Origin of the sequence: Pseudarthrobacter sp. L1SW (genome assembly GCF_020809045.1) — a bacterium.
Taxonomy (GTDB): domain Bacteria; phylum Actinomycetota; class Actinomycetes; order Actinomycetales; family Micrococcaceae; genus Arthrobacter.
Genome location: NZ_CP078079.1, coordinates 3,774,762 through 3,796,233, shown reverse-complemented (window position 1 = coordinate 3,796,233; position 21,472 = coordinate 3,774,762). Strand labels below are relative to the sequence as shown.

The following is a 21,472-nucleotide window of genomic DNA, read 5'->3' as shown; positions in this document are numbered from 1 at the left end:
GACAACGCCCAACAGGGCAATTGCAGCAAGTCATTTCAACCAAAAGCAACATTCAAACGACAGGGGAGCGCCGCCGTCGGGCATCACTGGCCATGCCAGGATCCGCAGGTGGGCGCTGAGAGTGCGGACAGCCGCAGACCCTCGAACCTGATCCGGTTAGTACCGGCGTAAGGGAGTCGAGCTTCTCGAAGTGCGCGCAGCGGCAGCAGTGCCGGCAGGCGTGTCCACTTTCCCCTCCTGTTTCCCAGGAGGATTACATGGCAACAACAGCAGTCAAGAAGACCACCAGCAAGTCCTGGCGCGTCGTGGACATCGTGGTGGCGGCCCTGATCGCCATCGCCGGCGGCGTCATTTTCTGGGCCTGGTCCCAGGGCGCGGCCGCAGTATCAGGGCCCATGAACGCCGTCTACCCGCCCCTGACGGGGCTGATTGCCGGCGGCTGGATGATTCCGGCAGTTCTGGGCATGCTCATCATCCGCAAGCCGGGCGCTGCTCTGTTCTGTGAGACGGTTGCGGCCACCGGCGAGCTGCTCATGGGGTCCCAGTACGGTGCTTCGGTGCTGTTCTCCGGCTTCGTGCAGGGGCTGGGCGCGGAAATCATTTTCGCGATCTTCGTCTACCGGAAGTTCAACCTGCCTGTGGCACTGCTGGCCGGTGCCGCCGCAGGCCTCTTTTGCGGCCTGAACGACTCCTTCGCTCCGTGGGGCTGGAACATCGCCTACTCCGGCGGGGATAAGCTGGCGTACATCGTCTTCACCGCCATCTCCGGAGCCATCATCGCCGGCGCCCTGTCCTGGATCGCCACCCGCGGCCTGGCCAGGACCGGGGTCCTGAGCTCCTTCGCGTCGCGGAAGGCAGCTACGGAGCCCGTCTTCTCCTGATGTCCGCACCTTCCCGCCAGGGCGCCTCCACTGCAGTGCGTCCCGCCGCCGTCACAGCCAGGGGCTGGGGCTGGCGGCATGCCGGGCGCGCCAAGCCGGCAGTCCATGCCCTGGACCTGGACATCCGCCCCGGGGAGCGCGTGCTGCTCCTGGGGCCTTCCGGGGCCGGCAAGTCCACCCTCCTGCATGCTTTGGCGGGGGTGCTGGGGGATGTGAACGACGACGGCGGCGCGGCAGGAGATTCCGACGAGTCGGGTTCGCTGCTGGTTGACGGGGCCGCCCCCCGCGAGCAGCGGGGGCGGGCCGGCCTGATGCAGCAGGACCCCGAAACACAGGTGGTCCTGTCCCGTGTGGGCGACGACGCCGCCTTCGGCGCCGAGAACCTCGCCGTGCCCCGCGACGCCATCTGGACCCGCGTGCACGAGGCGCTGGACGACGTCGGACTTTCACACCTTCCGCTGGACCACCCCACGTCGGTGCTCTCCGGCGGGCAGAAACAGCGGCTGGCGCTGGCGGGCATCCTTGCCATGCGTCCCGGCCTGATCCTGCTGGACGAGCCCACCGCCAACCTGGACCCTGCCGGCGTGCTGGAGGTCCGCGACGCCGTGGCGCGGTGCCTGGACAAAACCGGCGCCACGCTGGTGGTGGTGGAACACCGCGTGTCCGTGTGGAAGGACCTGGTGGACCGGATCGTGGTGCTGCAGCCAGGCACCGATTCGAATGACGCCGTGCTGCTGGATGGCCCGCCGGACCAGGTGCTCAGGGAAGCCCGGAGCATGCTGATTGCTGCCGGGGTGTGGGTGCCCGGCTATGTTCCGGAGACCCGGCTGCGTGCGGCTGATCCAGCCCCCGGGACGGGCGCCCTCCTGCTCGCTGCCGAGGAGTTGGCGGTGTCCCGTGAACGGGTGCGCCGCAGCGGCTTCCGGAAGGTACCCCCGGTGCCGGTGCAGGCAGGCATCACCTCGCAGGTCCGGGCCGGGCAGGCCTTGGCGGTCACAGGGCCGAACGGGGCCGGGAAGTCCACGTTTGCCCTGACCATTGCCGGACTCCTGGAGTCCGTGGCCGGAAGGGTGTCGGCCACGGTGGACCTGAGCCGCGGTGCCGGAATTGATCCCTGGAAGTGGAAGGCCGAGCAGCTCATCGAGCGGATCGGCACCGTGTTCCAGGAACCCGAGCACCAGTTCGTCACCGGGAAGGTGCTGGACGAGCTGCTGTTCGGTCCCCGGCACTTGGGCCACGGGGAGGAGCGGGTGGATGAACTGCTGGAGCGGCTGCGGCTCACCCACCTTGTGGATGCCAACCCCTACACGCTTTCGGGCGGGGAGAAGCGGCGGTTGTCCGTAGCAACGGTCCTGGCGGCGCATCCCCAGGTGCTGGTACTGGACGAGCCGACCTTCGGCCAGGACGCCAACACGTGGGCGGAGCTGGCATCGTTCCTGTCCGAACTGCTGGATGCCGGCACCGCCGTGGTCTCCGTGACGCACGATGCCGAATTCACGGCCGCCCTGGGTGGAACGGAACTGCGGATGGCCGCACCGGAACCGGTGGCACCATGAGGCGGGAGGCGCCATGAGGCAGGAGCTGAACCTGCGCGGCAACAACGCGCTGCTGGCCCGGGCCAATCCCCTCAGCAAGTTCACCGCCGTCTTCCTCATTACTGCCGTGCTTGCGCTCTCCATCGACTGGGTGTCCGCATCGGTGGCGCTGGCCTTTGAGTTCCTGCTGTTTCCGCTGGCCGGCCTGACGCCCGCGCTGCTGTGGCAGCGCGGCTGGCCGCTGATCCTCGCGGCCGCCGTGGGGGGCTGGAGCACCTCCATCCTGGCGCCGGACAGCGGAAGGACGCTGATCGACGTCGGCATCTGGACCATGAGCGAAGGCTCGCTGGAATTGGGTGTGGGCTTTATGCTGCGCGGCCTGGCGATCGCCCTGCCGGCCGTGCTGCTGATGAGCTGCACCGACCCTACAGACCTCGCGGATGCGCTGGCGCAGAAGGCCCGACTCCCGCACCGGTTCGTGCTGGGAACCCTCGCCGCCATGCGGCTGGTGGGCCTGATGGCCGAAGAGTGGCAGACCATCGGGATGGCCCGCCGTGCCCGCGGGGTGGGTTCCCGCGGCAATGCCCTGCAGCGGGTGAAGGCGACGCTGGGGCAGAGCTTTGGGCTGCTGGTCCAGGCGATCCGCCGGGCCTCGAGGCTCGCGGTGACCATGGAAGCCCGCGGTTTCGGCGGCGGCCGCCGGACATGGGCCCGCGAATCAACCTACAGTTCCTTGGATGCATGGGTACTTGCCGGCGGCGTGGTGGTGGCGGGAACAGCGGTTTTTGCCGCCGTATCCCTGGGCACCTGGAACATGGTGTGGCTGGGGAGCTGAGAGCCGGCCTGGCCTGCGGGCCTCCGTGCCTACGGGCAGGAATGGTTGTAGTCGAATCCCCTCGATACGAACTGGGTCAGGGCCACCGTACCGCCGCCGGTGAGGGGCGCATCCGCGCAGGCCAGGGCTGCTCCTGAGGCACTCCGGGATCCCGCCAGCCAGCTCGGGAGGACGTAAAGGTTGCTCGAACTGCTGACAGGTCCAACAATCTGGTCCCACTGCCGGCCCGTCGAGTAGATCCCCACCTGCGCTCCGATGCTGTGGAAGAAATCCGTCATGCCTTCAAGGACAGCCCGGTTGGCTTCCTTGTCGGTGCCGGACCAGCTGTTTTCGGTCTCCACGTCCAGCCACCAGAAGTAGGAGCCCGGGTTGCTGACCCCGCGGTGGTGGGCGTCGTCGTACGCCTTGGCAAAGCCGTACATGTAGGCGCACGCCTTGCCGAAGTCCCCGTCCTCGCAGGGACCATACGGGTTGTGCACTTCCCGGCCGGCCGGGTACTCGTCCTCCTCCGGCCACCAGGAACCCGCAGCGCCGGGATTGGCAGTGTTGACGTACAGGGACACGGTGGGCCGGCCAGGGTGGCCCGCAGAGTCTTCTGCCCAGCGAAGTTGCTCGGCCAGACAGGGATTGGTGGTGTTGGCCAGGCCGTTGTTGACGCCCACAATGGCAAAGGCCTGTCCCGTGGGGAAGGCCGTGTTGCATTGGGGCCAGGAGATGTCGTTCCCCAGGAGTGATTGCACTCCTTCTCCGGGGGAGGGCGCCGCGTAGGCAGGGGAGCCGCAGATGAGGAGCAAGGCCGCGAGGAACAGGCCCGTTATTCCTGACACGGTTCGCATGCTCCGGACAGGGAATGCCCGGCTGCCTGGCATCGGCTTGGCTGGTGTCCGGCGCATGCTGCCTCCGTTGCCGCTGGACGAACAGGTGCTACCAGTCTCGCGCCCTTCGGAGGTGTGGTCAAGAAGCGCGCGGACGTCGTGATCGCATGTCGCGGGTAAAGATCCAGACCCTGCCGCGTTGTCATGCCAGTTCTATGGCTTGATAACTCATTTATGATATAAAATTGGGTATGACTCAGGAAACTGCCGAACACGTTGCCGCCATGCTCAGGGATGCCCGGAGTGAGAAGGGCTGGACCCAAGGACAGTTGGCTGCCGAGCTGGGAACGAGCCAGAGCGCCGTGGCCCGCATGGAACAGGGCAAGCAGAACCTGAGCCTGAAAATGATCCAACGCCTTGAAGCGATCTTCGACAGGAGCATCGTGAATGTGGGCAGGCCGCAGATGACCCACCTGCGCGTTGAAGGCGGACGGACCCTTTCTGGTTCCGTAGACGTCAACAGCAGCAAGAACGCCGGAGTGGCTTTGTTGTGCGCCAGCCTCATCAACCGGGGAACCACCATTCTCCGCCGCCTCGCGCGCATCGAAGAAGTGAATCGGATCGTCGAGGTCCTGACCAGCATCGGTGTGGAGTGCACCTGGCTCAACGACACCGACCTGCAGCTCCGCCGCCCGGCGGTTCTGGATTTGGCCGGGATGGACGTGGATGCCGCACGGCGCACCCGGAGCGTCATCATGTTGCTGGGACCCCTGCTGGATGAGTCCACCAAGTACAAGCTTCCGTATGCCGGTGGCTGTGACCTTGGTACCCGGACGGTGGAGCCGCACATGCAGGCGCTGCGCCAGTTCGGCCTCTCGGTGGAAGCGACGGCGGGCTTCTACACAGTGCAGGCCCCGCCCGCAGACACCCGGGACCGCTCCTTCGTCCTGACTGAGCGCGGCGATACCGTCACCGAGAACGCCATCATGGCCGCGGCCCACCGCGAGGGCACCACTGTCATTCGGAATGCCAGCCCCAACTACATGGTGCAGGACCTCTGCTTCTACCTGCAGATGTTGGGGGTGGTCATCGAAGGGGTGGGGACCACCACGCTGAAGATCACCGGGCGCCAGTCCATCGATGCCGAGATTGAATACTTCCCGTCGGAGGACCCTATCGAGGCCATGAGCCTGATTACCGCGGGCATTGTCACCAACTCGGAGGTGACCATCCGGCGCGTGCCCATCGAGTTCATGGAAATCGAGCTGGCAACCCTGGAGCAGATGGGCCAGCAGCTGGAGATTTCCAGCGAATACATGGCCCGCAACGGCCGGACCCGGCTGGTGGACGTCACCACCAAGCCTTCCGAGTTGCGTGCTCCGGAGGACAAGATCCATCCAATGCCGTTCCCCGGGCTCAACATCGATAACCTGCCCTTCTTCGCGGTCATCGCAGCGAATGCCCATGGCCAGACCATGATCCACGACTGGGTGTACGAAAACCGCGCGATCTACCTGACCGAGCTGAACCGGCTGGGCGCCCAGGTACAGCTCCTGGACCCCCACCGGATCTACGTCAATGGCCCCACCAGGTGGCGTGCGGCCGAGGTTGGCTGTCCGCCCGCGCTCCGCCCGGCTGCGTGTCTGCTGCTGGCGATGCTTGCCGCGCGGGGAGTGTCCGAACTCCGGAACATCTACGTCATTGAGCGTGGCTACGAAGACCTTGCGGAACGGCTCAACACCATTGGGGCGAAAGTGGAATACTTCCAGGACTGACCATTCACGGTTCGTCATGAAGTGCTGTTGACCCTCCATACAGCCCCTGTTGTCGGAGAATGTGGGTATGCGAACTTTCGGCGTCGAGGAAGAGCTCCTGATCGTTGATCCGGAGAGCGGGGAGCCGCTGGCACTCGCGGATGCGCTGTTGTCCGGCCGCCGTATGGCCGCCGACGACGCGCCGGATGACCCCCGCGTTCTGGAGACGGAAGACAAAACCGTTTACGACGACGACGAAATGGGCCTGAGTGCCGAGCTCAAGCTGGAACAAATCGAGACGCAGACGCGCCCCTGCCTGGAGTACGGTGAGCTCCTGGAGCAGATCCGCGCCGGGCGGGCACTGGCGGACAAGGCTGCCAGGAAAAACCACGCCCGGGTGGCCGCCCTTGCCACCTCGCCGCTGGGCCTGGCCAGCCACACCACTCCGGACCCCCGCTACGCGAGGATGCTGGAGCGCTTTGGCCTGACTGCCCAGGAGCAGTTGACCTGCGGCTTCCACGTGCACACTTTCATTGAGTCGCATGAGGAGGGCGTGGCGGTGCTGGACCGCATCCGTGACAAGCTCGCCGTCCTTACCGCCCTGAGTGCCAATTCACCGTTCTGGAACGGTATCCAAACGGGTTTTGAGAGTTACCGGACCCAGGCCTGGAACCGTTGGCCGACGGCCGGACCCACGGGGATTTACGGGACTTACTCTGCCTACCGCCGCGTGGTCACGCGGCTTCTGGACAGCGGGGTCATGCTGGATGAGGGAATGTTGTACTTTGATGCCCGGCTCTCGCGGAACCATCCCACGGTGGAAGTCCGAGTTGCCGATGTCTGCCTCCGCGCTGAGGACGCCGCACTCATTGCTGTCCTGGTCCGAGCCCTGGTGGAGACTGCGAGCCGGGAGTGGCAGGACGGCGTCGATCCGGCCCCCGTGCCCACGGTGCTTTTGCGCATGGCCTCCTGGCAGGCGAGCAGCGCGGGACTCAACGGGGAACTGCTGGACTTTGGCACTTTCCGTCCGGCCAGGGCCGCTGATGTGGTGCGCTCCCTGGTGGACTATCTCGCCCCGGTACTGCAGGAGCAAGGCGAACTTGCCCTGGCCCGGCAGGGCGTGGAGGACATCATTGCCCGCGGAACAGGAGCTGCCGAACAGCGGCGCGTCCGGGATAAGGCTCTGTCCGCATCGCAAGCTGAGAACCTCGGTTTCGATGCAGTGGTGAAGCACGCGGTGGACGTGACCATGCGGGGCACACTGGACCTTTCAAAGGTGGACGACGCTCCGGAACTGCTGCGCGTCAGGCAGTCCTAGCGGCGAGCAGTTTAAGGCAGAGAGGCGAAGGGCTAGGGGACCGAGGCGAATTCGTTAAGCCAGAGATGCCAGTCCGGAAACGGGTCCTCCGGCAGTTCACCTTCGGAAGGGCCAGGGTCCTCGGGCACATCGAAATCCGGCAGGTCCAGGTCCTTCACTTGGTCAAACTCTTCCGGCAGTGCAAAGCACGCAGGTATCTCAATGTTTTCAGGCATGTCGAACTGCGCAGGCAACTCATGGACGGGCACGCACAAGTCCTGAGTCGTCGGCTCAGCCGCTGAAGATGCACTCCGTAGTTCCGCATTCCGTTCCGGCCAGTGGGGTGCTTCCCAGTCTTGGTGTTCGCTTGTGTAGTGGCGGCCGGTGGGTGAGGTCCAGCCGGGTGGTTCTGTTGTGGTGGCGGGGGTGGGTTTCCAGCCGCTGGTGTGGCGGAGCTTGTGGTGTTTTGGGCAGGGCTGGCCCAAGTTGCTGATTCCGGTGGTGCCGCCTTGGTGCCAGGCGAGGAGGTGGTCGGCTTCGTTGTCCAGGGAGCTGTTGCTGCAGCCGGGGAAGGGGCATTTTCCGTCCCGGAGGCTGAGCCAGGTCCGCATCGCCTTGGTTACCCGGTAGCTGGTGCGGCCGATTTCCAGTGGTGCCCCGTCCCGCGGGTCAACCAGTACCCGGTGGAACGAGTCCGCCCCGCCGGCGACGAGGTTCCGTGCCATCGAGGCCGGGATGGGGCCGTGCCCGTCCAGCACTGCGGGCTCGTCGGTGAGGCCCATCAGGGAGAACACGGGCACGGTGACCAGCACCTGCGGCCGAATCGAAGTCGACGGGCCCGGACCTGCCGCCTCCCCGCCGCCGGAACCGCCCGCGTCGTGCCCGTCGCCGTGCCCGCCGTTGTGCCCGGCACTGCCGGAACTGCCGTCGTCGTGCCCGGCACTGTTTGGCTCCCCGCCCCCGGAACCGCCCGCCTCGTGCCCGTCGCCGTGCCCGGCACCGGTTGGCCCGCTTGTCCCGGCAGCACCGGAACTGTTCCTGCTGTTCCCGCTGGTGGTGCCGCTGGTGAGAAGTGCTTCGGCGAAGGTGTCCGCCCGGAGCTGGGTCAGGGTGCGGGCCTCGTCCGGTCCCTGCCTTCCCCGGGAGATGGCGGTGAGCCGGTTCCAGATCGCGGATGCCTGGTCCGCGGGCAGGTAGGCGGCCACCCAGGCCATCGCATCGTTGTCCGGCCAGTACTCGATCCGCCGGTCCGCGGCGGACCTGGCGTGCCGTTTCTCCAGGCTTTCGGGGTGGTGCCGTTCCCGCCAGGCCCGGGCCCGGGCCTTGAACCGGTAGGCCGGCATCTCCCCGACCGGGCACCCGCGGACCGCTTCCGGGGCGTCCGGGTCCAGGAAGTGCGCTTCCAGGGCCGCTGCCGCGGCAGGGGCGAGGCTTACAGCCTGGTCCACCATGGTCCGGGCATGGGCCCAGGAGATGGTCCCGGCCTGCAGGGCGGCGAGGGTCCGGGGCAGGGACGTGGTCAAGGCATGGGCTTCGGCCAACAGCGCTCCGGCTGCCCGGTCCCCGATGGCCAGTGCGCACCCGACTTCGGCCACCAGGCTCCGGTCCTGCGCCGTGGCCTCGTGCGGGGAGACCGGCGGAGGGTTCAATGCCTTCATGGCCCCGGCAAGGACTGCAGCGGCCAGCGCCTTCATCGCCGCCAACTTCGCTTCCGACCGCGCCACGCCACCAAGGACTTCCAGGGCCGCATCAGCAATCCGCTGCAGCGGATCATCATCATGCCCGCCAGCACCACAGCCACCCGAAACGCCAGAACTTCCACCCAGCGCAGCCATAAACGCCGCGACCGAAGCATCAAGCGCTTCCTCCGCCTGCACCACCACCGGGTTCGAATCCATACCTCCATCATCGTGAGGGGGTCCGACATTATTGGGCTCTTCTACGGCCTTCCTGAAAATACTTTTGAACTTTTTTGTGCCATCCATTCGAGGAGGCGACGCCCTCGCCTTTCGAGATAAATGGTCGGCAGCAGGTGCGGCAAGCTGTAGCGCCCCGGGAAGGCGCCGTGCCATACTCGGCGCGTGACGGCGTCGTATTCCTTCAAAGCGGAGCTGTGGCTCTACCCCGGGGAAGCCGGCTGGCACTTCCTGACCCTGCCGGCGGAGGTTGCGGACGATATCCGCGCGCAAAACGCCGACCACAGCAAAGCCTTCGGCTCAGTCAAAGTGACGGCGGTGATTTCCGGCCACGCGTGGCAGACCTCGCTCTTCGCGGACACCAAGACGGGCACGTACCTCCTGCCCGTTAAGAAGGCCATCAGGGACAAGGCCATGATTAGCGACGGCGACGAAGTGGCCGTTCACCTATCCATACCGCACCCCTGACGCCGCGATCACGGGGAACTGATCTCCGGCGCTGGCTGGAAGGACTACCCAGCGGAGAGGTGCCGGTGCCGTAGCGGAACCCTAGATCTGCTTCAGCGCCTGCTCCAGGTCGCCGATGAGGTCGTCCACGTCCTCAAGCCCCACCGAAAGCCGCACCACGCCGTCGCTCAGGCCAATGGCAGCCCGCCCCTCAGGTCCCATCGCCCGGTGCGTGGTGGTGGCCGGGTGCGTGATGAGAGACTTCGCGTCGCCGAGGTTGTTGGAGATGTCGATGATCCGCAGGCCGTCCAGCAGCGCAAACGCTGCCTCCTTGCCCGAGCGCCCGCCGGAGGGGGCAAGTTCCAGGGTGAGGACCGTGCCGCCGGCGCTCATCTGCTTCGCCGCCAGCTCGTACTGCGGGTGCGACTTCAGGAGCGGGTACTTCACCCAACTGACGGCGGGCTGCTCCTCCAGCCATTCCGCAAGCCGCAGGGCAGTGGCGGAGGAATGGTTGACGCGCAGCGCCATGGTCTCCAGGCCCTTGGTGAGGACCCAGGCGTTGAATGCGGATAACGCCGGTCCGGTGTGGCGCATCAGCTGCTTCACCGGGCCGTCGATGAACTCCTTGGTCCCCAGGATGGCACCGCCGAGGACCCGGCCCTGGCCGTCGATGTGCTTGGTGCCTGAGTAGACAATTACGTCGGCGCCGAACTGCCCGCACCGCTGCAGCAGGGGAGTGGCAAAAACGTTGTCGACGACGACGGTCGCGCCTGCCGCGTGCGCCAGCTCGCTGACCGCCGCGATGTCCACGATCTCCTGCATCGGGTTGGACGGCGACTCGAAGAAGACGGCAGTGGTGGGCTCGGACAGGGCGGACCGCCACTGCTCCAGGTCCGGGCCGTCCACGAAGACCGTCTCCACGCCCCAGCGCGGCAGGATCTCGTTGAGGATCACGAAGCAGGAGCCGAACAGGGAACGCGCCGCCACCACGCGGTCGCCGGCTGCCAGCAGCGCACCCAGGGCGGTGAACACCGCGGACATGCCGGACGCCGTCGCAAAGCAAGCCTCCGTGCCTTCGAGGAGGCGGAGCCGCTCCTGGAACGTGGCCACGGAGGGGTTGCCGTAGCGCGAGTAGACGAAGCGCTCGTCCTCGCCTGTGAAGGCACGCTCGGCTGCGGCGGCGGATTCGTACACAAAACCGGAGTTCAGGAAGACGGCCTCGCTGGTCTCCTGGAAGTTGGTGCGGTCCAGTCCGCCGCGGACGGCCTGGGTGTCGGGGCTCCAGCCGGCGGCGTCTTCGTTGAAGGTCACTTAGTTCTTTCCCAGGTTGGTTGGCAGGCCGCGGTTCTTCCAGCCGTTGACGGTACGTTCTCCATAGCGGTCCGGCTCGCCTTCAAAGCCCTCCAGGACGTTGTAGGAGGTGAAACCGGCCTGCGTGGCAGCAATGGCGGCGGCGATGGAACGCTGGCCGGAACGGCACAGGAACACCAGTTCGGTCGACTTGTCCTCGGGCGCCTGCTGGCTAAGGTCGGTGATGAAATCGGGGTTGGGGATTCCGCCAGGGAAGGTCCACTGGATGAACAGCGGATCGTTCTCGGTGGCTTTGGTGTCCGGAATCCCAATGTGGGCCCATTCGCCCTCCGTGCGCACATCCACCAGGATGGCGCCCTGCTCCAGCTTTTCCCAGGCCTCGTGCGGGGTCAGGTCTCCGGCGTAGCTCATGCGTGGCCCTCGCCAGCGAACTCGAGTTCCTCGCCGTTGAGCCCAAGCTCGTCCACGGCGGTGGCCACTGCGGCGTCGGCGGAGGCAACGGCTGCCGGCAGGATCACAGCCTGCGCCACGATGGGTGCGGTGCCGTTGAACGTGACTGCGGGGCTTCCGTGGAGCACGTAGCCCTCGGCCAGGGCGGCTGAAATCCGCTCGCAGAAGGATCGGTCATCCGGCCCGGTGATAAGGCGGTAGGCCAGTTTTTCTTCGGGGGCAGGTGCGTCAGACATGACGAATCTCCTTCTCTCACGCTTGCAGCTCGAATGGGTCGATATGCCGAGTGTTCACCTGAGGCACCCCGCCGCGGAAGGAGGGTTGCCGACCGGCCAGTCAGGGCTTGGCGCCGGTACTCATTACTCCCCAAAAACGTAACACTTGCCGCCCGGTGCCGCACCGCCGTCGTCGTCATGTTGCGTAACTGAAGTACTCAGGGAGCCGCGGCAGCGCCAGGGTGCCGTCCGGCACCTTCTTTCAACGTACGACGACGGCCCCGCGGTGGGTGCCCCGAGCGGGGTTTCCATGCATCATCCCCACCTGGGTCAGGACCCAGGCCGAGCGGTACCGCCCGACGGGACCTGGGGGAGTGGCAGGATCAGTTGGTGGAGCAGGTGGTCCTGCCACTTCCCCGCTATTTTCAGGTACTCCGGCGCCACTCCGATCTCCTGGAACCCGGCCCGATGCAGGATTCGCCTCGATGCTGTGTTGTGGAGCAGGGTTGCTGCCTGGATACGGTGAAGGCCAAGCGCGGTGCGCGCATAGTTGGCTGCAAACAGGACGGCCGCCGTGCCGATCCCTTGTCCGGTGAGGCCGCCATCAATCCAGTAGCCTATGTTCGCACTGAGAAAGGGGCCGCGGACGATTCCAGTCAGGGTGACCGTGCCAACCACGCGACCACTCCTGCTGCGGGTACCCGCCCTGCCCGCACCGGCGTCGTCCTCCTTCACCAGGACCCAGGGGATCTCAGACCCCAGCATGTGCTGTCCGCGCTTGGCGCGGATGATTTCGGCCTGCTGCTCCGGCGTGAAGAAGGCGTCATCCCTTTCCGGCTCCCATGGCGCCAAGTGCCCGCGATTACGCTGGTATGCCGCCGCCAGGGCCGCGGCATCGCCGTCCTCAAGCAGTCGGATATGAAGGCCCTCGCGCAGGTAGCCGGTGCTGGTGATCACTAACCAGATGCCTTTCAGGAGGGCGCTGTGGTGCCGAAGGAGCGTTTTACTTTACTGAAATATGAACGCTACATGACGGACATTGTCACAGCATTTGACGAAACATTTCATCCCTAGGCTCACCCTGTAACACTCCGGTGAAAGGGAACGACATGACAGATGCTACTCGCAGGAACTTCCTCCGTTACGTGGGCATGGTGGGGGGAGCCGGGGTGATGTACCAGACCATGGCAGCCATGGGGTTGGCTCCGGACACAGCGGCTCCTGCGTTCGCAGCACCGCGAGCTGACGACCTGCAAGGCAAGGGCCGGAGCGTGGTGATCCTCGGCGGCGGAATCGCGGGCCTGACCACGGCCTACGAACTGGGCAAGGCCGGCTACAAAGTCACCATCCTCGAGGCACGGATGCGTCCGGGCGGACGCAACTGGACGGTGCGGGGCGGGACGGAAGAGACGGACCTCCGGGGGGTCACCCAACGGGCCGCATTTTCCAAGGACCAGTACATGAATGCCGGCCCGGGCCGCATCCCCCAGCACCACATCACGCTGGACTACTGCAAGGAACTCGGAGTGGCAATTGAGCCCTTCACCAACCAGAACGCGGATGGATACCTCTTCCGTGAAGGCACCAGCAAGCTCTCCAATACGCCCATCCGCCACCGTGCCGCGAAAGCTGATGTTTACGGGTACGTCTCCGAACTGCTCGCCAAAGCCACCGACCAGGGCGCCTTGGACAGCTACATGAGCACAGCGGACAAAGAGAACTTGATCTCCTTCCTCAAGAGCTTCGGCGCCATCGGCGGTAAGGTCCCGGGGGATGCGGCGGCAAGCTTCAAGTACACCGGCACCGGCCGCAAGGGCTACTCGGTGGCCCCGGGGGCGGGCCTGGAAGCCGGTACGCCCCTGGCTCCCGACGCCTTGTCAGACGTCTTCGCCAGCGGGGTAGGCAACTACTTCTCCTTCGAGTTCGGCTGGGACCAGGCCATGATGATGTTCCAGCCGGTGGGCGGCATGGACCGCATCCCATACGCTTTCGAAGCAGCCATCGGCAAGGACAAGTTCGTCTACGGCGCGAAGGTCCTGTCCATGAACAACACCGCCGCGGGCGCTGCCGTTGAATACAGCAACCCCGGCGGTGAAACCAAGCGCATCGAGGCGGACTTCGCCGTGTGCACGCTGCCACCGCACATCGCCGCGAAGATCCCCGGCAACCTCCCCACAGACGTGCTCGATGCCCTAAAGTTCGCCACCCCCAGCGACGCCGGCAAGATCGGCATCGAATACTCCCGCCGGTGGTGGGAGGAAGACCACCGGATCTACGGGGGCATCACTAATACCAACATCGATCTTGGCAACATGTGGTACCCCTCCACCGGCTTCCACGGGCAGCGCGGCACCATGGTGGGCTACTACAACACCGGCGCCAGCGCACGGGTCTACAAGGAACTCAGCCCGGAGAAGCGTCTCAGCCGCGCCCTCGACCAGGGCGTGAAAATCCATGGCGACGTATACCGCAAGGACGTGGCGGCGTCGTTCTCTGTCGACTGGGGCAGCACTGCATTCTCGGAAGGCGCCTGGGTGGGCTGGCCGTCGCAGACTGATGCGAAGTACGCCAAGCTGCTGGAGCCTAGTGGCAACATCTACTTCGCCGGGGACCACCTCAGCCACGCAATCGCCTGGCAGCACGGCGCCATGACTTCCGCCCGCGCCGCTGTCACCGCCCTGCACAGCCGGGCAGCAGCGATGGTGGCCGGATGATGCCCGCTTCCGTCCCTGCCAGCACCCCAGCCGACCCGCGAAAGAAGCCCATGATCCGTCGTCGTGTTTCCCTGATCGCCGCCGGAATGGCCGGCATCAGCCTCACCGCCACCGCCGCTTTCGCTGCGCCGGCGGTCTTCCAGGACCTTGCTGCTCCAAAGCCCGGGACGACAGTGTCAAACCTTCCCGCCGGCCAGGAAAACCCCATGATCGCCAGCGGGGTGGCCATTGGCGCGAACACCGCCATCTACAAAACCAGCGGACTGGGGCCCTCGGCGCTCAATACCGCCGCACCTGCCGGCACTGAGCAGCGGTATGTGGACACGGCAGTGTTCCCGGGCGGCGTCCTCCCGCCCGGCGTCACCATCACGGAGGCACAAGGCATCAACGCCCTCCGCAGGATTGGCGAGAACCTTGCCCAGGCAGGATTGGATTACGACGACGTCATCACCATGCGCGTCTTCCTCCAGAACCCGTCGGGTACTGAAAAGGCCGACTTCGACGGGTGGAACCGGGCGTACCGGCAGTACTTTGCGAATACCAACCTCGCGGACGGGACGGCCGAGAAGGTACCGCTGGGCTCCGCCGCGCCGGCCGAGCCGTTTGTCGTTAACTCCGCCAGGCCTTCGCGCTTCGCCCTTGAAATCGAGAACCTGCCGGTCAACGGCTGGCTGGTGGAAGTAGAGGTGGACGCGGCCTATCCCGCCTCCGGCGGCAGGTAGGCAACGCGGCATGCTGGCGGATAGGCGCCCGAGCGGATAGAGGACGGGGGATAAACGGGAGGGTAAAAGGAACGGCGTGGACCGCCTGCCTGCCAGGCAGTGGTCCACGCCGGATTCGTTCTTACCCGAGCACCCTGGTGTGTTTCTTAGACGAGGCCGGGGTAGCTGGCCAGGATGTAGTCCGCAGCAGCGGGGCCTTTCATGCGGAGCCCGTTGTGGTCGGGTGCGATCCGGCGGCGGTTCATCGCGGCCCAGAAGGCGGCGTCCGGGCCGGGCTTTTGCTGGTTGATGAAGCACCAGCTGGTGTACAGGCCGTAAAGACGGTCACGGTCCAAGGTGGATTCCGCGGCCTGGTCGAGATAGGTGGCTTCCTGGAGAAAGAGGTCAAACTGGGAGTGCGCCACGACGGCGTCCCTTCGCTAAGTGCGGTGGTGCCGCCGTTCGGCTACAGCAGCGAACCTCAATGCCGTGCACAGGGCAATGGAGTGTTGATGAAGCCCGTTAAAATCCGCGGACTACGGGGCGTGTCAATGCCGCATCTACAATGTAGACTTTACCCGTAGACTACACATCAGGCAAGCGAATGGATTATTGATCCACGTGCAGGGCTTGCTGACACCCAGGACGGATATCATGGCCTCCCCGAAGACGCGTGCGACCACCGGGCCAGCCCAAAAACCCCGCCTCAGCAGGGAGCTTGTGCTCACTAAGGCGCTGGAGGTTGTGGACGCGGAAGGCCTGGACGCACTGACCATGCGCCGCCTGGGCCAGGAGCTGGACCGGGACCCGATGAGCCTTTACCGCTACGCGGAGAACCGGGCCGCGCTGCTGGACGGCGTCTCCGAGCTGGTGCTCAATGAACTGTCCATCCACCCGGAAGATCCGGACTGGAAGGCCCAGCTGCGCCAGATTGCCCATAGCCTGCGGAAGCTGGCGCTCAAGCATCCCAATGTCGTGCCGCTGCTGGTGACCAGGCCGCTTTCGACGCCCCTGGGACTGCGTCCGCTGGGCACCCTGCGTCCCCTGGAACAGATACTCGCCCTGCTCATTGGGGCAGGCTTCGACCCCGCCGGTGCCCTCCATGTCTACCGTGCTTACTACGGCTTCCTTTATGGCCACATCCTGAACGAACTGCAGGAATTCGTGGTGGATCCGGAGGAGAACGAAGTGCTGCTGCGGCTGGGGCTGCACCGGCTGCCTGCCAAGGAGTTTCCCAGGCTGCGTGCGCTTGCCCCTGCGCTCGCGGAATACGACGGTTCCACGGAACTCGACCAGGGGCTGAGCATCCTGCTGTCCGGCCTTGAAACGCAGCTGTCCGTGCAGGTCGCCGAACCAGCCGGCTAGTTGTTGCCTGCAGGCCAGCTGTAATGACCGGCAGCCACGTCCGAACGTGTTATTCGAACGAAGCCCGCCGCCTGTCCTGTTGCCGGGTTGCCCAGATGTCCGGCCGGTTGACCTTGAAACGGCGGCCGGTGAGGGCGCGGGCCGAGAGGCGGATGTAGTTTGCCTTTTCTCCCGGCTGCCACGGCTCCAGGCCCAGGCTGTCCACGGCGTCCTTGTCCGCCTGGTCCTCGATGACGGTGGTATCGCCGCGGAGCACCACGCTCCAAGCCTCTTCCGTGTGGGGGTCGTAGCCGTCGATCTCCAGCGCTGCAGGCCGCTCGGACAGGGCACTCCACAGCTTGGTAACGCCCGCTGTGCGGAACGCTATGCTGCGGCGGTGCACCACGTAGTTGATCGGAAAGATCTCGGGGTGGCCGTCAACCACCAGCGCAAGGCGCCCTACAGCATCGTTTTCCAGGAGTTCCCAGCATTCGTCAAAGGTCAGGTTGTCATTCGGCTGCGTCTGCGAGTCCATGAACCACACCTTACGGCCAGTGCCCCTGCGGAACCTAGCGTGTGAGGGCCACAATCGCGGGCGTGCCTATCGGATGCCCGCGAACAGCTCGTTCAGTTCGGCGGTCAGCTCTTTCTGGACGGACGGCGTGCCGATTTCCTTGCCATCGATCCGGTTGACCGGGGCCAGCAAGCGGACGCTGGAGATCAGCCACACCGCGTCTGCATCCAGCAGGTCCTGCGGCTCCAGCGGACCGTAGCCCAGTTCCCAGCCCGCAGCCTTCGCCGCGCTGAACAGCGCGCCCTGCGAAGTGCCCGGCAGGATGCCGCTGTCCAGCTGGGGCGTGATGAGGCGCTTGACGGGAGTGCCGTCGTCGGACGTTCCTGCGTGTGCCAGCAGCACTGTGGAGGTGGGACCCTCCAGCACCCTCCCGTCGGAGGAGATGAAGATGACGTCGTCCGCGCCCTGCTTGTGGGCATGGCGCAAAGCGGCCATGTTGACCGCGTAGGACAGCGTCTTCGCACCGAGCAGCAGCCAGGGGGCCCGCTCGGCGGCGTCGCTGTCGTAGCCCCGGTCAAGGAGGATGACGTCGATTCCCGTCTCGCGCTGGTGGCGGGCCAACGCCCCTGTGGGGGACACCTGGACCCAGGCGGTGGGCGCGGCTGCTCCCTCCGCGCCGCGGGTGACCACCAGTTTGACCACGAGCTCGTCCTCGGAGGCGGAGGCGGAGGCGGGCGGATGCTGGGACCGGTGCTCTTCCAGCGCAGTCGCAATGGCCCTGCGCCACTCATCCTCCAGGGGGATCACCAGGTCAAGGGCGTTCGCGGAGCCCGCAAGGCGGTCCAGGTGGGCCTGGATCTTCCGCACATTGCCCCCGACAGCCAGCATGGTTTCAAAGATTCCGTCACCCCGGGTGGCGCCCTGGTCCGTCACCAGGAGCTGGGGCTTGGAGGCATCGGCGAGCCGGCCGTCCGGGAAAGCGGGATCGAGGAAAACGAGAACCACGGAAGCTGGAGAGGTCATGGCTCCAGCTTAGTGCGGCGCCGCACGGATAAGCTGGGCAGAGTGCCCTGGCTGGAAACGGTCCGCCGGGAGCCCATCCTCCGGGGGTTTATTTACGTGTTGTGGCCATTTTCGCTTGCCGGCACTGCGCCGATGTGGGTGGTGGTGCTGCTGGGCGTCGCCGATCTCCTGATCAGGGTGCTGGCTGTGGGAATCATCCCGGGAAACAGGCGCCCCACCACGGCGATGGCGTGGCTGCTGGGCATTTTCTTTGTTCCGTTCGTGGGTATCCTCCTGTTCCTGCTGTTCGGCAACTTCAAGCTGTCCAGCCGCCGCCGGGCCCAGCAGCAGCAGGTCAACGAGCGGGTGCGGGCCGGGATCTCCTCGCTTGCCGACGTCGAAAGCGACTACCCCGGACCTGAATGGGTGAAGTCCGCCGCGGAACTGAACCGCCGGCTGGGGTCCCTGCCCATGGTGGACGGCAACTCCGTGGACCTGATCCCCGGCTATCCGGACTCGATCCTGCAGATGACGGAGGCGGTGCGCAAGGCGAAAAAGTTCGTCAACGCCGAGTTCTACATCATGAGCACGGACCACATCACCGACGACCTCCTTACGGCGCTGGAGGAAGCAGCCGAGCGCGGCGTCCAGGTCCGGGTGCTGTTCGACCACATCGGCACCCTGCGGGTCCAGGGCTACCGGAAGCTGCTGAAGCGGCTCCGCGCAGGCAAGATCCAGTGGAAGCGGATGCTTCCGCTCCTGCCCATCCACGGCCAGTGGCGCCGGCCGGACCTGCGGAACCACCGCAAAATCATGGTGATCGACGGCGAAATCGCGTTCACCGGCTCGCAGAACCTGATCGAGCCCTCCTACAACAACCCCCGGCACCGCAAGGCGGGCCGGGAATGGGTGGAGCTCATGGCGTGCCTGCGCGGGCCCATCGTGACCACCCTGAACGTTGTCTTCGCCACCGACTGGCTCAGTGAAACCGATGAGTCCCTGGAACACCAGCTGCAGCTCCCGTCCAACCCGCACCCCGGCAACGTGACGGCACAGGTGGTTCCAAGCGGTCCGGGATTCATCACCGAGAACAACCTGAGGCTCTTCAACACGCTCATCTACTCCGCCCAGCACCGGATCTCGATCTGCAGCCCGTACTTTGTCCCGGATGATTCCCTGCTCTACGCCATCACCACCGCCGCCCAGCGCGGCGTGGACGTGGAGCTGTTCGTCTCCGAGAAGGGGGACCAGTTCCTGGTACACCACGCGCAGCGCTCCTACTATGAGGCGCTGCTCGAAGCCGGCGTCCGGATCTACCTGTACAAGGCGCCGTTCGTGCTCCACGCCAAGCACTTCACCATCGACGACGAAGTTGCGGTCCTGGGCTCCAGCAACATGGACATGCGCTCGTTCTCCCTGAACCTTGAGGTGTCCGTGATGCTGCTGGGCGAGGACATCGTTACCAAGATGCGTGCCGTGGAGGACACCTACCGGGACATCTCCCACGAGCTGCGGCTGGCGGACTGGCTGCAGCGGCCCCTGGCTGCACGCTACGTGGACAATGTGGCCCGGCTGACGGCCACTGTTCAGTAAGAAGGCGCCGTCCAATAGGCCTATGGGGTTAGGTGTTGGGGAACCGGGCGCGCAGGGTGGAGAGGACCCCGAAGGCCTTGGTGCGGATTTCCTCGTACTCGTCGTCCGGGTCCGAATCCGCTGTGATGGCGCCCCCGACGCCGAGCGTCAGTTCCGCGGTTCCGTCGCCGGCGGCGTCGATCACCAGGGTCCGGATGGCGACGGCGAGGTCCGTGGCGCCATTCAGCGAGAAGTAGCCGATGGCGCCGGAGTAAAGCCCCCGCCCGCCACCTTCGAGCCGGTCCAGGATGGCCATGGTGCTGATCTTGGGCGCGCCGGTCATTGATCCCGCCGGGAAGCACGCGGCCACGGCTTCGGCCCGCGACGACCCGCGCTGCAACCGGGCATCGATGGTGCTGACCATCTGGTGCACGGTGGCGTAGCTCTCGATTGCGCAGAGCCTGCTGACAGTGACGGAACCGGGTGCCGCGAAATGGCTGAGGTCGTTCCGCAGCAGGTCCACGATCATGATGTTTTCGGCGCGGTCCTTCAGGGATTCCGCGAGGTCCCGGCGCAGCTGCGCGTCCTCCTGGGGGTCAGCAGCCCGGCGGCGGGTGCCCTTGATGGGCTCGGCGCGCATGCCGCCGTCGGACGCTATCTTCAGGAAGCGCTCCGGCGAGGTGCTGGCCACCGTGAGTCCGCCAAACTTCAGGTAACTGGCGAACGGGGCAGGATTCTTGCCGCGCAGTGCCAGGTATGTGGGCCACGGGTCCAGTCCGGCTGCCGGAACCTCGGCTGAAAGAGTGGTGGTCAGGCACACTTCGTAGGTGTTTCCCTCGGCGATTTCGTGCTGGGCGGCAGCGATTTTCTCCCGGTACTGGTTGCCGGTATCGCGGCTTCGGAAGGCTGGCGGGTGCGGAAGTACGACGCCGTTGCTGCCGCCGGCCTGGGCGGCCGGGGCCAGCTGCGCGGCGGGGCCGCAGGCTGATTCGACGGCGGCCCGCGCGTCCTCCAGCCACTCCCCGGCCTCCGGGGCGTCGAGTGCCAGGAGCCAGGTGGTTCCTTCGGCATGGTCCAGAACAACCGCCCGCCCGGCGAAGATGAGCGAAGCGTCAGGGGTGGGTGCGGACTGGTCGGATCCGCCGGTTTCCCGTTTGAGCTCATAGCCCAGGCATCCCAGCCAGCCAAGGGTGAACTCGCCGGGGTAGCCGTCAGGGGTGCCGACTGCGGCGTCGCCCCAGACGCTGTCCAGCCAGCGGAAGAACGGGCCCTCCACTGTGGCGGTTCCGCAGCCTGCCCTGAGCTCGCTTTGTCCTGAACGGTGGGTCATGGACTGGCCATGCGTGCCGGCGTCGTCCGCCATGATGCTGAAGCGGCTCCGCCCTGCTGCCTCGGAGGCGGCATGGTTGCCGGGCTGGTCGCCGGCCCGGTCCTCCGGGGACTGCCACGCGGAACCCGCGTTCGATGAGTCCAGCCATACAGCGTTGGCGGAGGTGCCGTAGAGGGAACTGAACAGCGCTGCCGGCTCCGGGCTGCCTTCCAGCCGTTCAACGCGGAGGCTGGGGCCGCGGCGGGCCGAGAGCTCGGGGGACAGCGCCGGGGAGAGGGCGGGGAGATACGGCAGGAGCTGCAGGACGTCCGCGGGGGCGGCTCCGTCGGCGCGGTTGAGCACGCGGATGTCGGCGTGCTGCGGGACGTCGTCCGTGCGCAGCCATTCCTCCTCCTGCGCGGCCCACTGGTCCCAGTAGGGTTCATAGCTGCCGCCGTCGCGGTCCAGCGCACGGGTGCGGCGGATCTCCTCCGGGGAGTCCGCCCAGATGACGGCGCTGAGGAAGGGCCGGGCCGGGGCCGCGGCGGCTCCCACTCCCTCCACGATGACAATCTCGGCCGGCAGCGTTACCCGCGAGTCGCCGTCGTAATGTTTCTCCCAGTCCCAGCTGGTCCAGGTGGCGGCGTCGCCACGGGCCAGGGGTTCCAGGACCGTGGCGACGTAGCGGTCGATGCCCACCATCAGGCCGTTCCAGCCGGGGTAGATGTCCTCGAGGTGGAACAGCGAAACCCTGTGGTGGGCGCGCAGCCGCGCCGCCAGTTCAACGGCGAGGGTAGTCTTCCCTGCGCCCGAGCGCCCGTCGATGGCAATGATGACGGGGGCTGGGCTCATGGATTAGA

20 protein-coding genes and 2 riboswitches are annotated in these 21,472 nt (G+C 66.0%); of the genes, 10 read left to right on the top strand and 10 right to left on the bottom strand.

Features of this window, described 5'->3' with window-relative positions; all coding sequences use genetic code 11:
* Positions 1 to 51 precede the first annotated feature (51 nt).
* A riboswitch (TPP riboswitch) is annotated at positions 52 to 192 on the top strand.
* A gap of 65 nt (positions 193 to 257) precedes the next feature.
* The 3 genes from KTR40_RS17625 to KTR40_RS17615 are packed head-to-tail and all read left to right on the top strand — an operon-like array spanning position 258 to position 3,251.
* A complete protein-coding gene (locus KTR40_RS17625; protein WP_228404559.1) occupies positions 258 to 881 on the top strand; it encodes an ECF transporter S component in 624 nt (207 codons plus the stop codon).
* Positions 881 to 2,437, top strand: a complete 1,557-nt coding sequence (locus KTR40_RS17620; protein WP_228404558.1) for an ABC transporter ATP-binding protein — start codon at positions 881 to 883, stop codon at positions 2,435 to 2,437. The genes KTR40_RS17625 and KTR40_RS17620 overlap by 1 nt, the downstream gene beginning before the upstream one ends.
* A gap of 13 nt (positions 2,438 to 2,450) precedes the next feature.
* On the top strand, positions 2,451 to 3,251 hold the full coding sequence (locus KTR40_RS17615; RefSeq protein WP_228404557.1) for an energy-coupling factor transporter transmembrane protein EcfT: 801 nt from the start codon (positions 2,451 to 2,453) through the stop codon (positions 3,249 to 3,251).
* 29 nt (positions 3,252 to 3,280) lie between these two features.
* On the opposite strand, the gene KTR40_RS17610 is transcribed toward KTR40_RS17615, so the two are convergent.
* Positions 3,281 to 4,087 carry a hypothetical protein gene (locus KTR40_RS17610; protein WP_370633152.1) on the bottom strand — a complete coding sequence of 269 codons (807 nt, stop codon included), beginning with the start codon at positions 4,085 to 4,087 and terminating at the stop codon, positions 3,281 to 3,283.
* A gap of 230 nt (positions 4,088 to 4,317) precedes the next feature.
* Here KTR40_RS17610 and KTR40_RS17605 point away from each other — a divergent pair, with 230 nt between their 5' ends.
* Both KTR40_RS17605 and KTR40_RS17600 read left to right on the top strand, forming a co-directional pair.
* Positions 4,318 to 5,841 (top strand): UDP-N-acetylglucosamine 1-carboxyvinyltransferase, encoded by a 1,524-nt coding sequence (locus KTR40_RS17605; RefSeq protein ID WP_139030795.1) that lies wholly within the window; start codon positions 4,318 to 4,320, stop codon positions 5,839 to 5,841.
* Between the two features lie 67 nt (positions 5,842 to 5,908).
* Positions 5,909 to 7,138, top strand: a complete 1,230-nt coding sequence (locus KTR40_RS17600) for a glutamate--cysteine ligase (protein WP_139030794.1) — start codon at positions 5,909 to 5,911, stop codon at positions 7,136 to 7,138.
* Between the two features lie 32 nt (positions 7,139 to 7,170).
* Here the strand turns inward: KTR40_RS17600 and KTR40_RS17595 are convergent, their stop codons facing one another.
* The gene (locus KTR40_RS17595) at positions 7,171 to 9,015 is read right to left on the bottom strand and encodes an HNH endonuclease signature motif containing protein (protein ID WP_228404555.1); all 1,845 of its coding nucleotides are present in this window, start codon (positions 9,013 to 9,015) and stop codon (positions 7,171 to 7,173) included.
* Between the two features lie 183 nt (positions 9,016 to 9,198).
* Here KTR40_RS17595 and KTR40_RS17590 point away from each other — a divergent pair, with 183 nt between their 5' ends.
* The gene (locus tag KTR40_RS17590) at positions 9,199 to 9,501 is read left to right on the top strand and encodes a DUF1905 domain-containing protein (RefSeq protein WP_228404554.1); all 303 of its coding nucleotides are present in this window, start codon (positions 9,199 to 9,201) and stop codon (positions 9,499 to 9,501) included.
* 81 nt (positions 9,502 to 9,582) lie between these two features.
* Here KTR40_RS17590 and KTR40_RS17585 read toward each other — a convergent pair whose 3' ends face one another.
* The 4 genes from KTR40_RS17585 to KTR40_RS17570 form a co-directional block, all read right to left on the bottom strand.
* The gene (locus KTR40_RS17585) at positions 9,583 to 10,791 is read right to left on the bottom strand and encodes an O-succinylhomoserine sulfhydrylase (RefSeq protein WP_139030765.1); all 1,209 of its coding nucleotides are present in this window, start codon (positions 10,789 to 10,791) and stop codon (positions 9,583 to 9,585) included.
* On the bottom strand, positions 10,792 to 11,202 hold the full coding sequence (locus KTR40_RS17580) for a rhodanese-like domain-containing protein (protein ID WP_139030764.1): 411 nt from the start codon (positions 11,200 to 11,202) through the stop codon (positions 10,792 to 10,794).
* On the bottom strand, positions 11,199 to 11,477 hold the full coding sequence (locus tag KTR40_RS17575) for a DUF1737 domain-containing protein (RefSeq protein ID WP_228404553.1): 279 nt from the start codon (positions 11,475 to 11,477) through the stop codon (positions 11,199 to 11,201). The genes KTR40_RS17580 and KTR40_RS17575 overlap by 4 nt, the downstream gene beginning before the upstream one ends.
* Positions 11,478 to 11,490: 13 nt before the next feature.
* A riboswitch (SAM riboswitch) is annotated at positions 11,491 to 11,605 on the bottom strand.
* 181 nt (positions 11,606 to 11,786) lie between these two features.
* Positions 11,787 to 12,413 (bottom strand): GNAT family N-acetyltransferase, encoded by a 627-nt coding sequence (locus KTR40_RS17570; RefSeq protein ID WP_228404552.1) that lies wholly within the window; start codon positions 12,411 to 12,413, stop codon positions 11,787 to 11,789.
* Positions 12,414 to 12,565: 152 nt separating this feature from the next.
* Between KTR40_RS17570 and KTR40_RS17565 the strand changes: the two genes are divergently transcribed.
* Complete coding sequence (locus KTR40_RS17565; protein WP_228404551.1) at positions 12,566 to 14,170, top strand: flavin monoamine oxidase family protein; 1,605 nt, start codon at positions 12,566 to 12,568, stop codon at positions 14,168 to 14,170.
* Complete coding sequence (locus tag KTR40_RS17560) at positions 14,167 to 14,892, top strand: Rid family hydrolase (protein WP_228404550.1); 726 nt, start codon at positions 14,167 to 14,169, stop codon at positions 14,890 to 14,892. The genes KTR40_RS17565 and KTR40_RS17560 overlap by 4 nt, the downstream gene beginning before the upstream one ends.
* Before the next feature lie 146 nt (positions 14,893 to 15,038).
* On the opposite strand, the gene KTR40_RS17555 is transcribed toward KTR40_RS17560, so the two are convergent.
* Positions 15,039 to 15,296, bottom strand: a complete 258-nt coding sequence (locus KTR40_RS17555) for a hypothetical protein (RefSeq protein ID WP_139030761.1) — start codon at positions 15,294 to 15,296, stop codon at positions 15,039 to 15,041.
* 229 nt (positions 15,297 to 15,525) lie between these two features.
* On the opposite strand from KTR40_RS17555, the gene KTR40_RS17550 reads away from it, so the two are divergent.
* Positions 15,526 to 16,236 carry a TetR/AcrR family transcriptional regulator C-terminal domain-containing protein gene (locus tag KTR40_RS17550; RefSeq protein ID WP_228404549.1) on the top strand — a complete coding sequence of 237 codons (711 nt, stop codon included), beginning with the start codon at positions 15,526 to 15,528 and terminating at the stop codon, positions 16,234 to 16,236.
* Between the two features lie 49 nt (positions 16,237 to 16,285).
* On the opposite strand, the gene KTR40_RS17545 is transcribed toward KTR40_RS17550, so the two are convergent.
* Positions 16,286 to 16,750, bottom strand: a complete 465-nt coding sequence (locus tag KTR40_RS17545) for a pyridoxamine 5'-phosphate oxidase family protein (RefSeq protein ID WP_139030759.1) — start codon at positions 16,748 to 16,750, stop codon at positions 16,286 to 16,288.
* A gap of 66 nt (positions 16,751 to 16,816) precedes the next feature.
* Positions 16,817 to 17,752 carry an aminodeoxychorismate lyase gene (locus KTR40_RS17540; protein ID WP_228404548.1) on the bottom strand — a complete coding sequence of 312 codons (936 nt, stop codon included), beginning with the start codon at positions 17,750 to 17,752 and terminating at the stop codon, positions 16,817 to 16,819.
* Positions 17,753 to 17,884: 132 nt separating this feature from the next.
* Here KTR40_RS17540 and cls point away from each other — a divergent pair, with 132 nt between their 5' ends.
* Positions 17,885 to 19,324, top strand: a complete 1,440-nt coding sequence (cls, locus tag KTR40_RS17535; protein ID WP_139030793.1) for a cardiolipin synthase — start codon at positions 17,885 to 17,887, stop codon at positions 19,322 to 19,324.
* A gap of 28 nt (positions 19,325 to 19,352) precedes the next feature.
* Here the strand turns inward: cls and pabB are convergent, their stop codons facing one another.
* Complete coding sequence (pabB, locus tag KTR40_RS17530; protein WP_228404547.1) at positions 19,353 to 21,464, bottom strand: aminodeoxychorismate synthase component I; 2,112 nt, start codon at positions 21,462 to 21,464, stop codon at positions 19,353 to 19,355.
* Between the last annotated feature and the right edge of the window lie 8 nt (positions 21,465 to 21,472).

Coding starts and splice junctions, on each gene's coding strand:
- KTR40_RS17625 (WP_228404559.1), top strand. CDS start 258: ATGGCAACAACAGCAGTCAAGAAGACCACCAGCAAGTCCTGGCGCGTC.
- KTR40_RS17620 (WP_228404558.1), top strand. CDS start 881: ATGTCCGCACCTTCCCGCCAGGGCGCCTCCACTGCAGTGCGTCCCGCC.
- KTR40_RS17615 (WP_228404557.1), top strand. CDS start 2,451: ATGAGGCAGGAGCTGAACCTGCGCGGCAACAACGCGCTGCTGGCCCGG.
- KTR40_RS17610 (WP_370633152.1), bottom strand. CDS start 4,087: ATGCGAACCGTGTCAGGAATAACGGGCCTGTTCCTCGCGGCCTTGCTC.
- KTR40_RS17605 (WP_139030795.1), top strand. CDS start 4,318: ATGACTCAGGAAACTGCCGAACACGTTGCCGCCATGCTCAGGGATGCC.
- KTR40_RS17600 (WP_139030794.1), top strand. CDS start 5,909: ATGCGAACTTTCGGCGTCGAGGAAGAGCTCCTGATCGTTGATCCGGAG.
- KTR40_RS17595 (WP_228404555.1), bottom strand. CDS start 9,015: ATGGATTCGAACCCGGTGGTGGTGCAGGCGGAGGAAGCGCTTGATGCT.
- KTR40_RS17580 (WP_139030764.1), bottom strand. CDS start 11,202: ATGAGCTACGCCGGAGACCTGACCCCGCACGAGGCCTGGGAAAAGCTG.
- KTR40_RS17575 (WP_228404553.1), bottom strand. CDS start 11,477: ATGTCTGACGCACCTGCCCCCGAAGAAAAACTGGCCTACCGCCTTATC.
- KTR40_RS17565 (WP_228404551.1), top strand. CDS start 12,566: ATGACAGATGCTACTCGCAGGAACTTCCTCCGTTACGTGGGCATGGTG.
- KTR40_RS17560 (WP_228404550.1), top strand. CDS start 14,167: ATGATGCCCGCTTCCGTCCCTGCCAGCACCCCAGCCGACCCGCGAAAG.
- KTR40_RS17550 (WP_228404549.1), top strand. CDS start 15,526: ATGGCCTCCCCGAAGACGCGTGCGACCACCGGGCCAGCCCAAAAACCC.
- KTR40_RS17545 (WP_139030759.1), bottom strand. CDS start 16,750: ATGGACTCGCAGACGCAGCCGAATGACAACCTGACCTTTGACGAATGC.
- KTR40_RS17540 (WP_228404548.1), bottom strand. CDS start 17,752: ATGACCTCTCCAGCTTCCGTGGTTCTCGTTTTCCTCGATCCCGCTTTC.
- cls (WP_139030793.1), top strand. CDS start 17,885: ATGTGGGTGGTGGTGCTGCTGGGCGTCGCCGATCTCCTGATCAGGGTG.
- pabB (WP_228404547.1), bottom strand. CDS start 21,464: ATGAGCCCAGCCCCCGTCATCATTGCCATCGACGGGCGCTCGGGCGCA.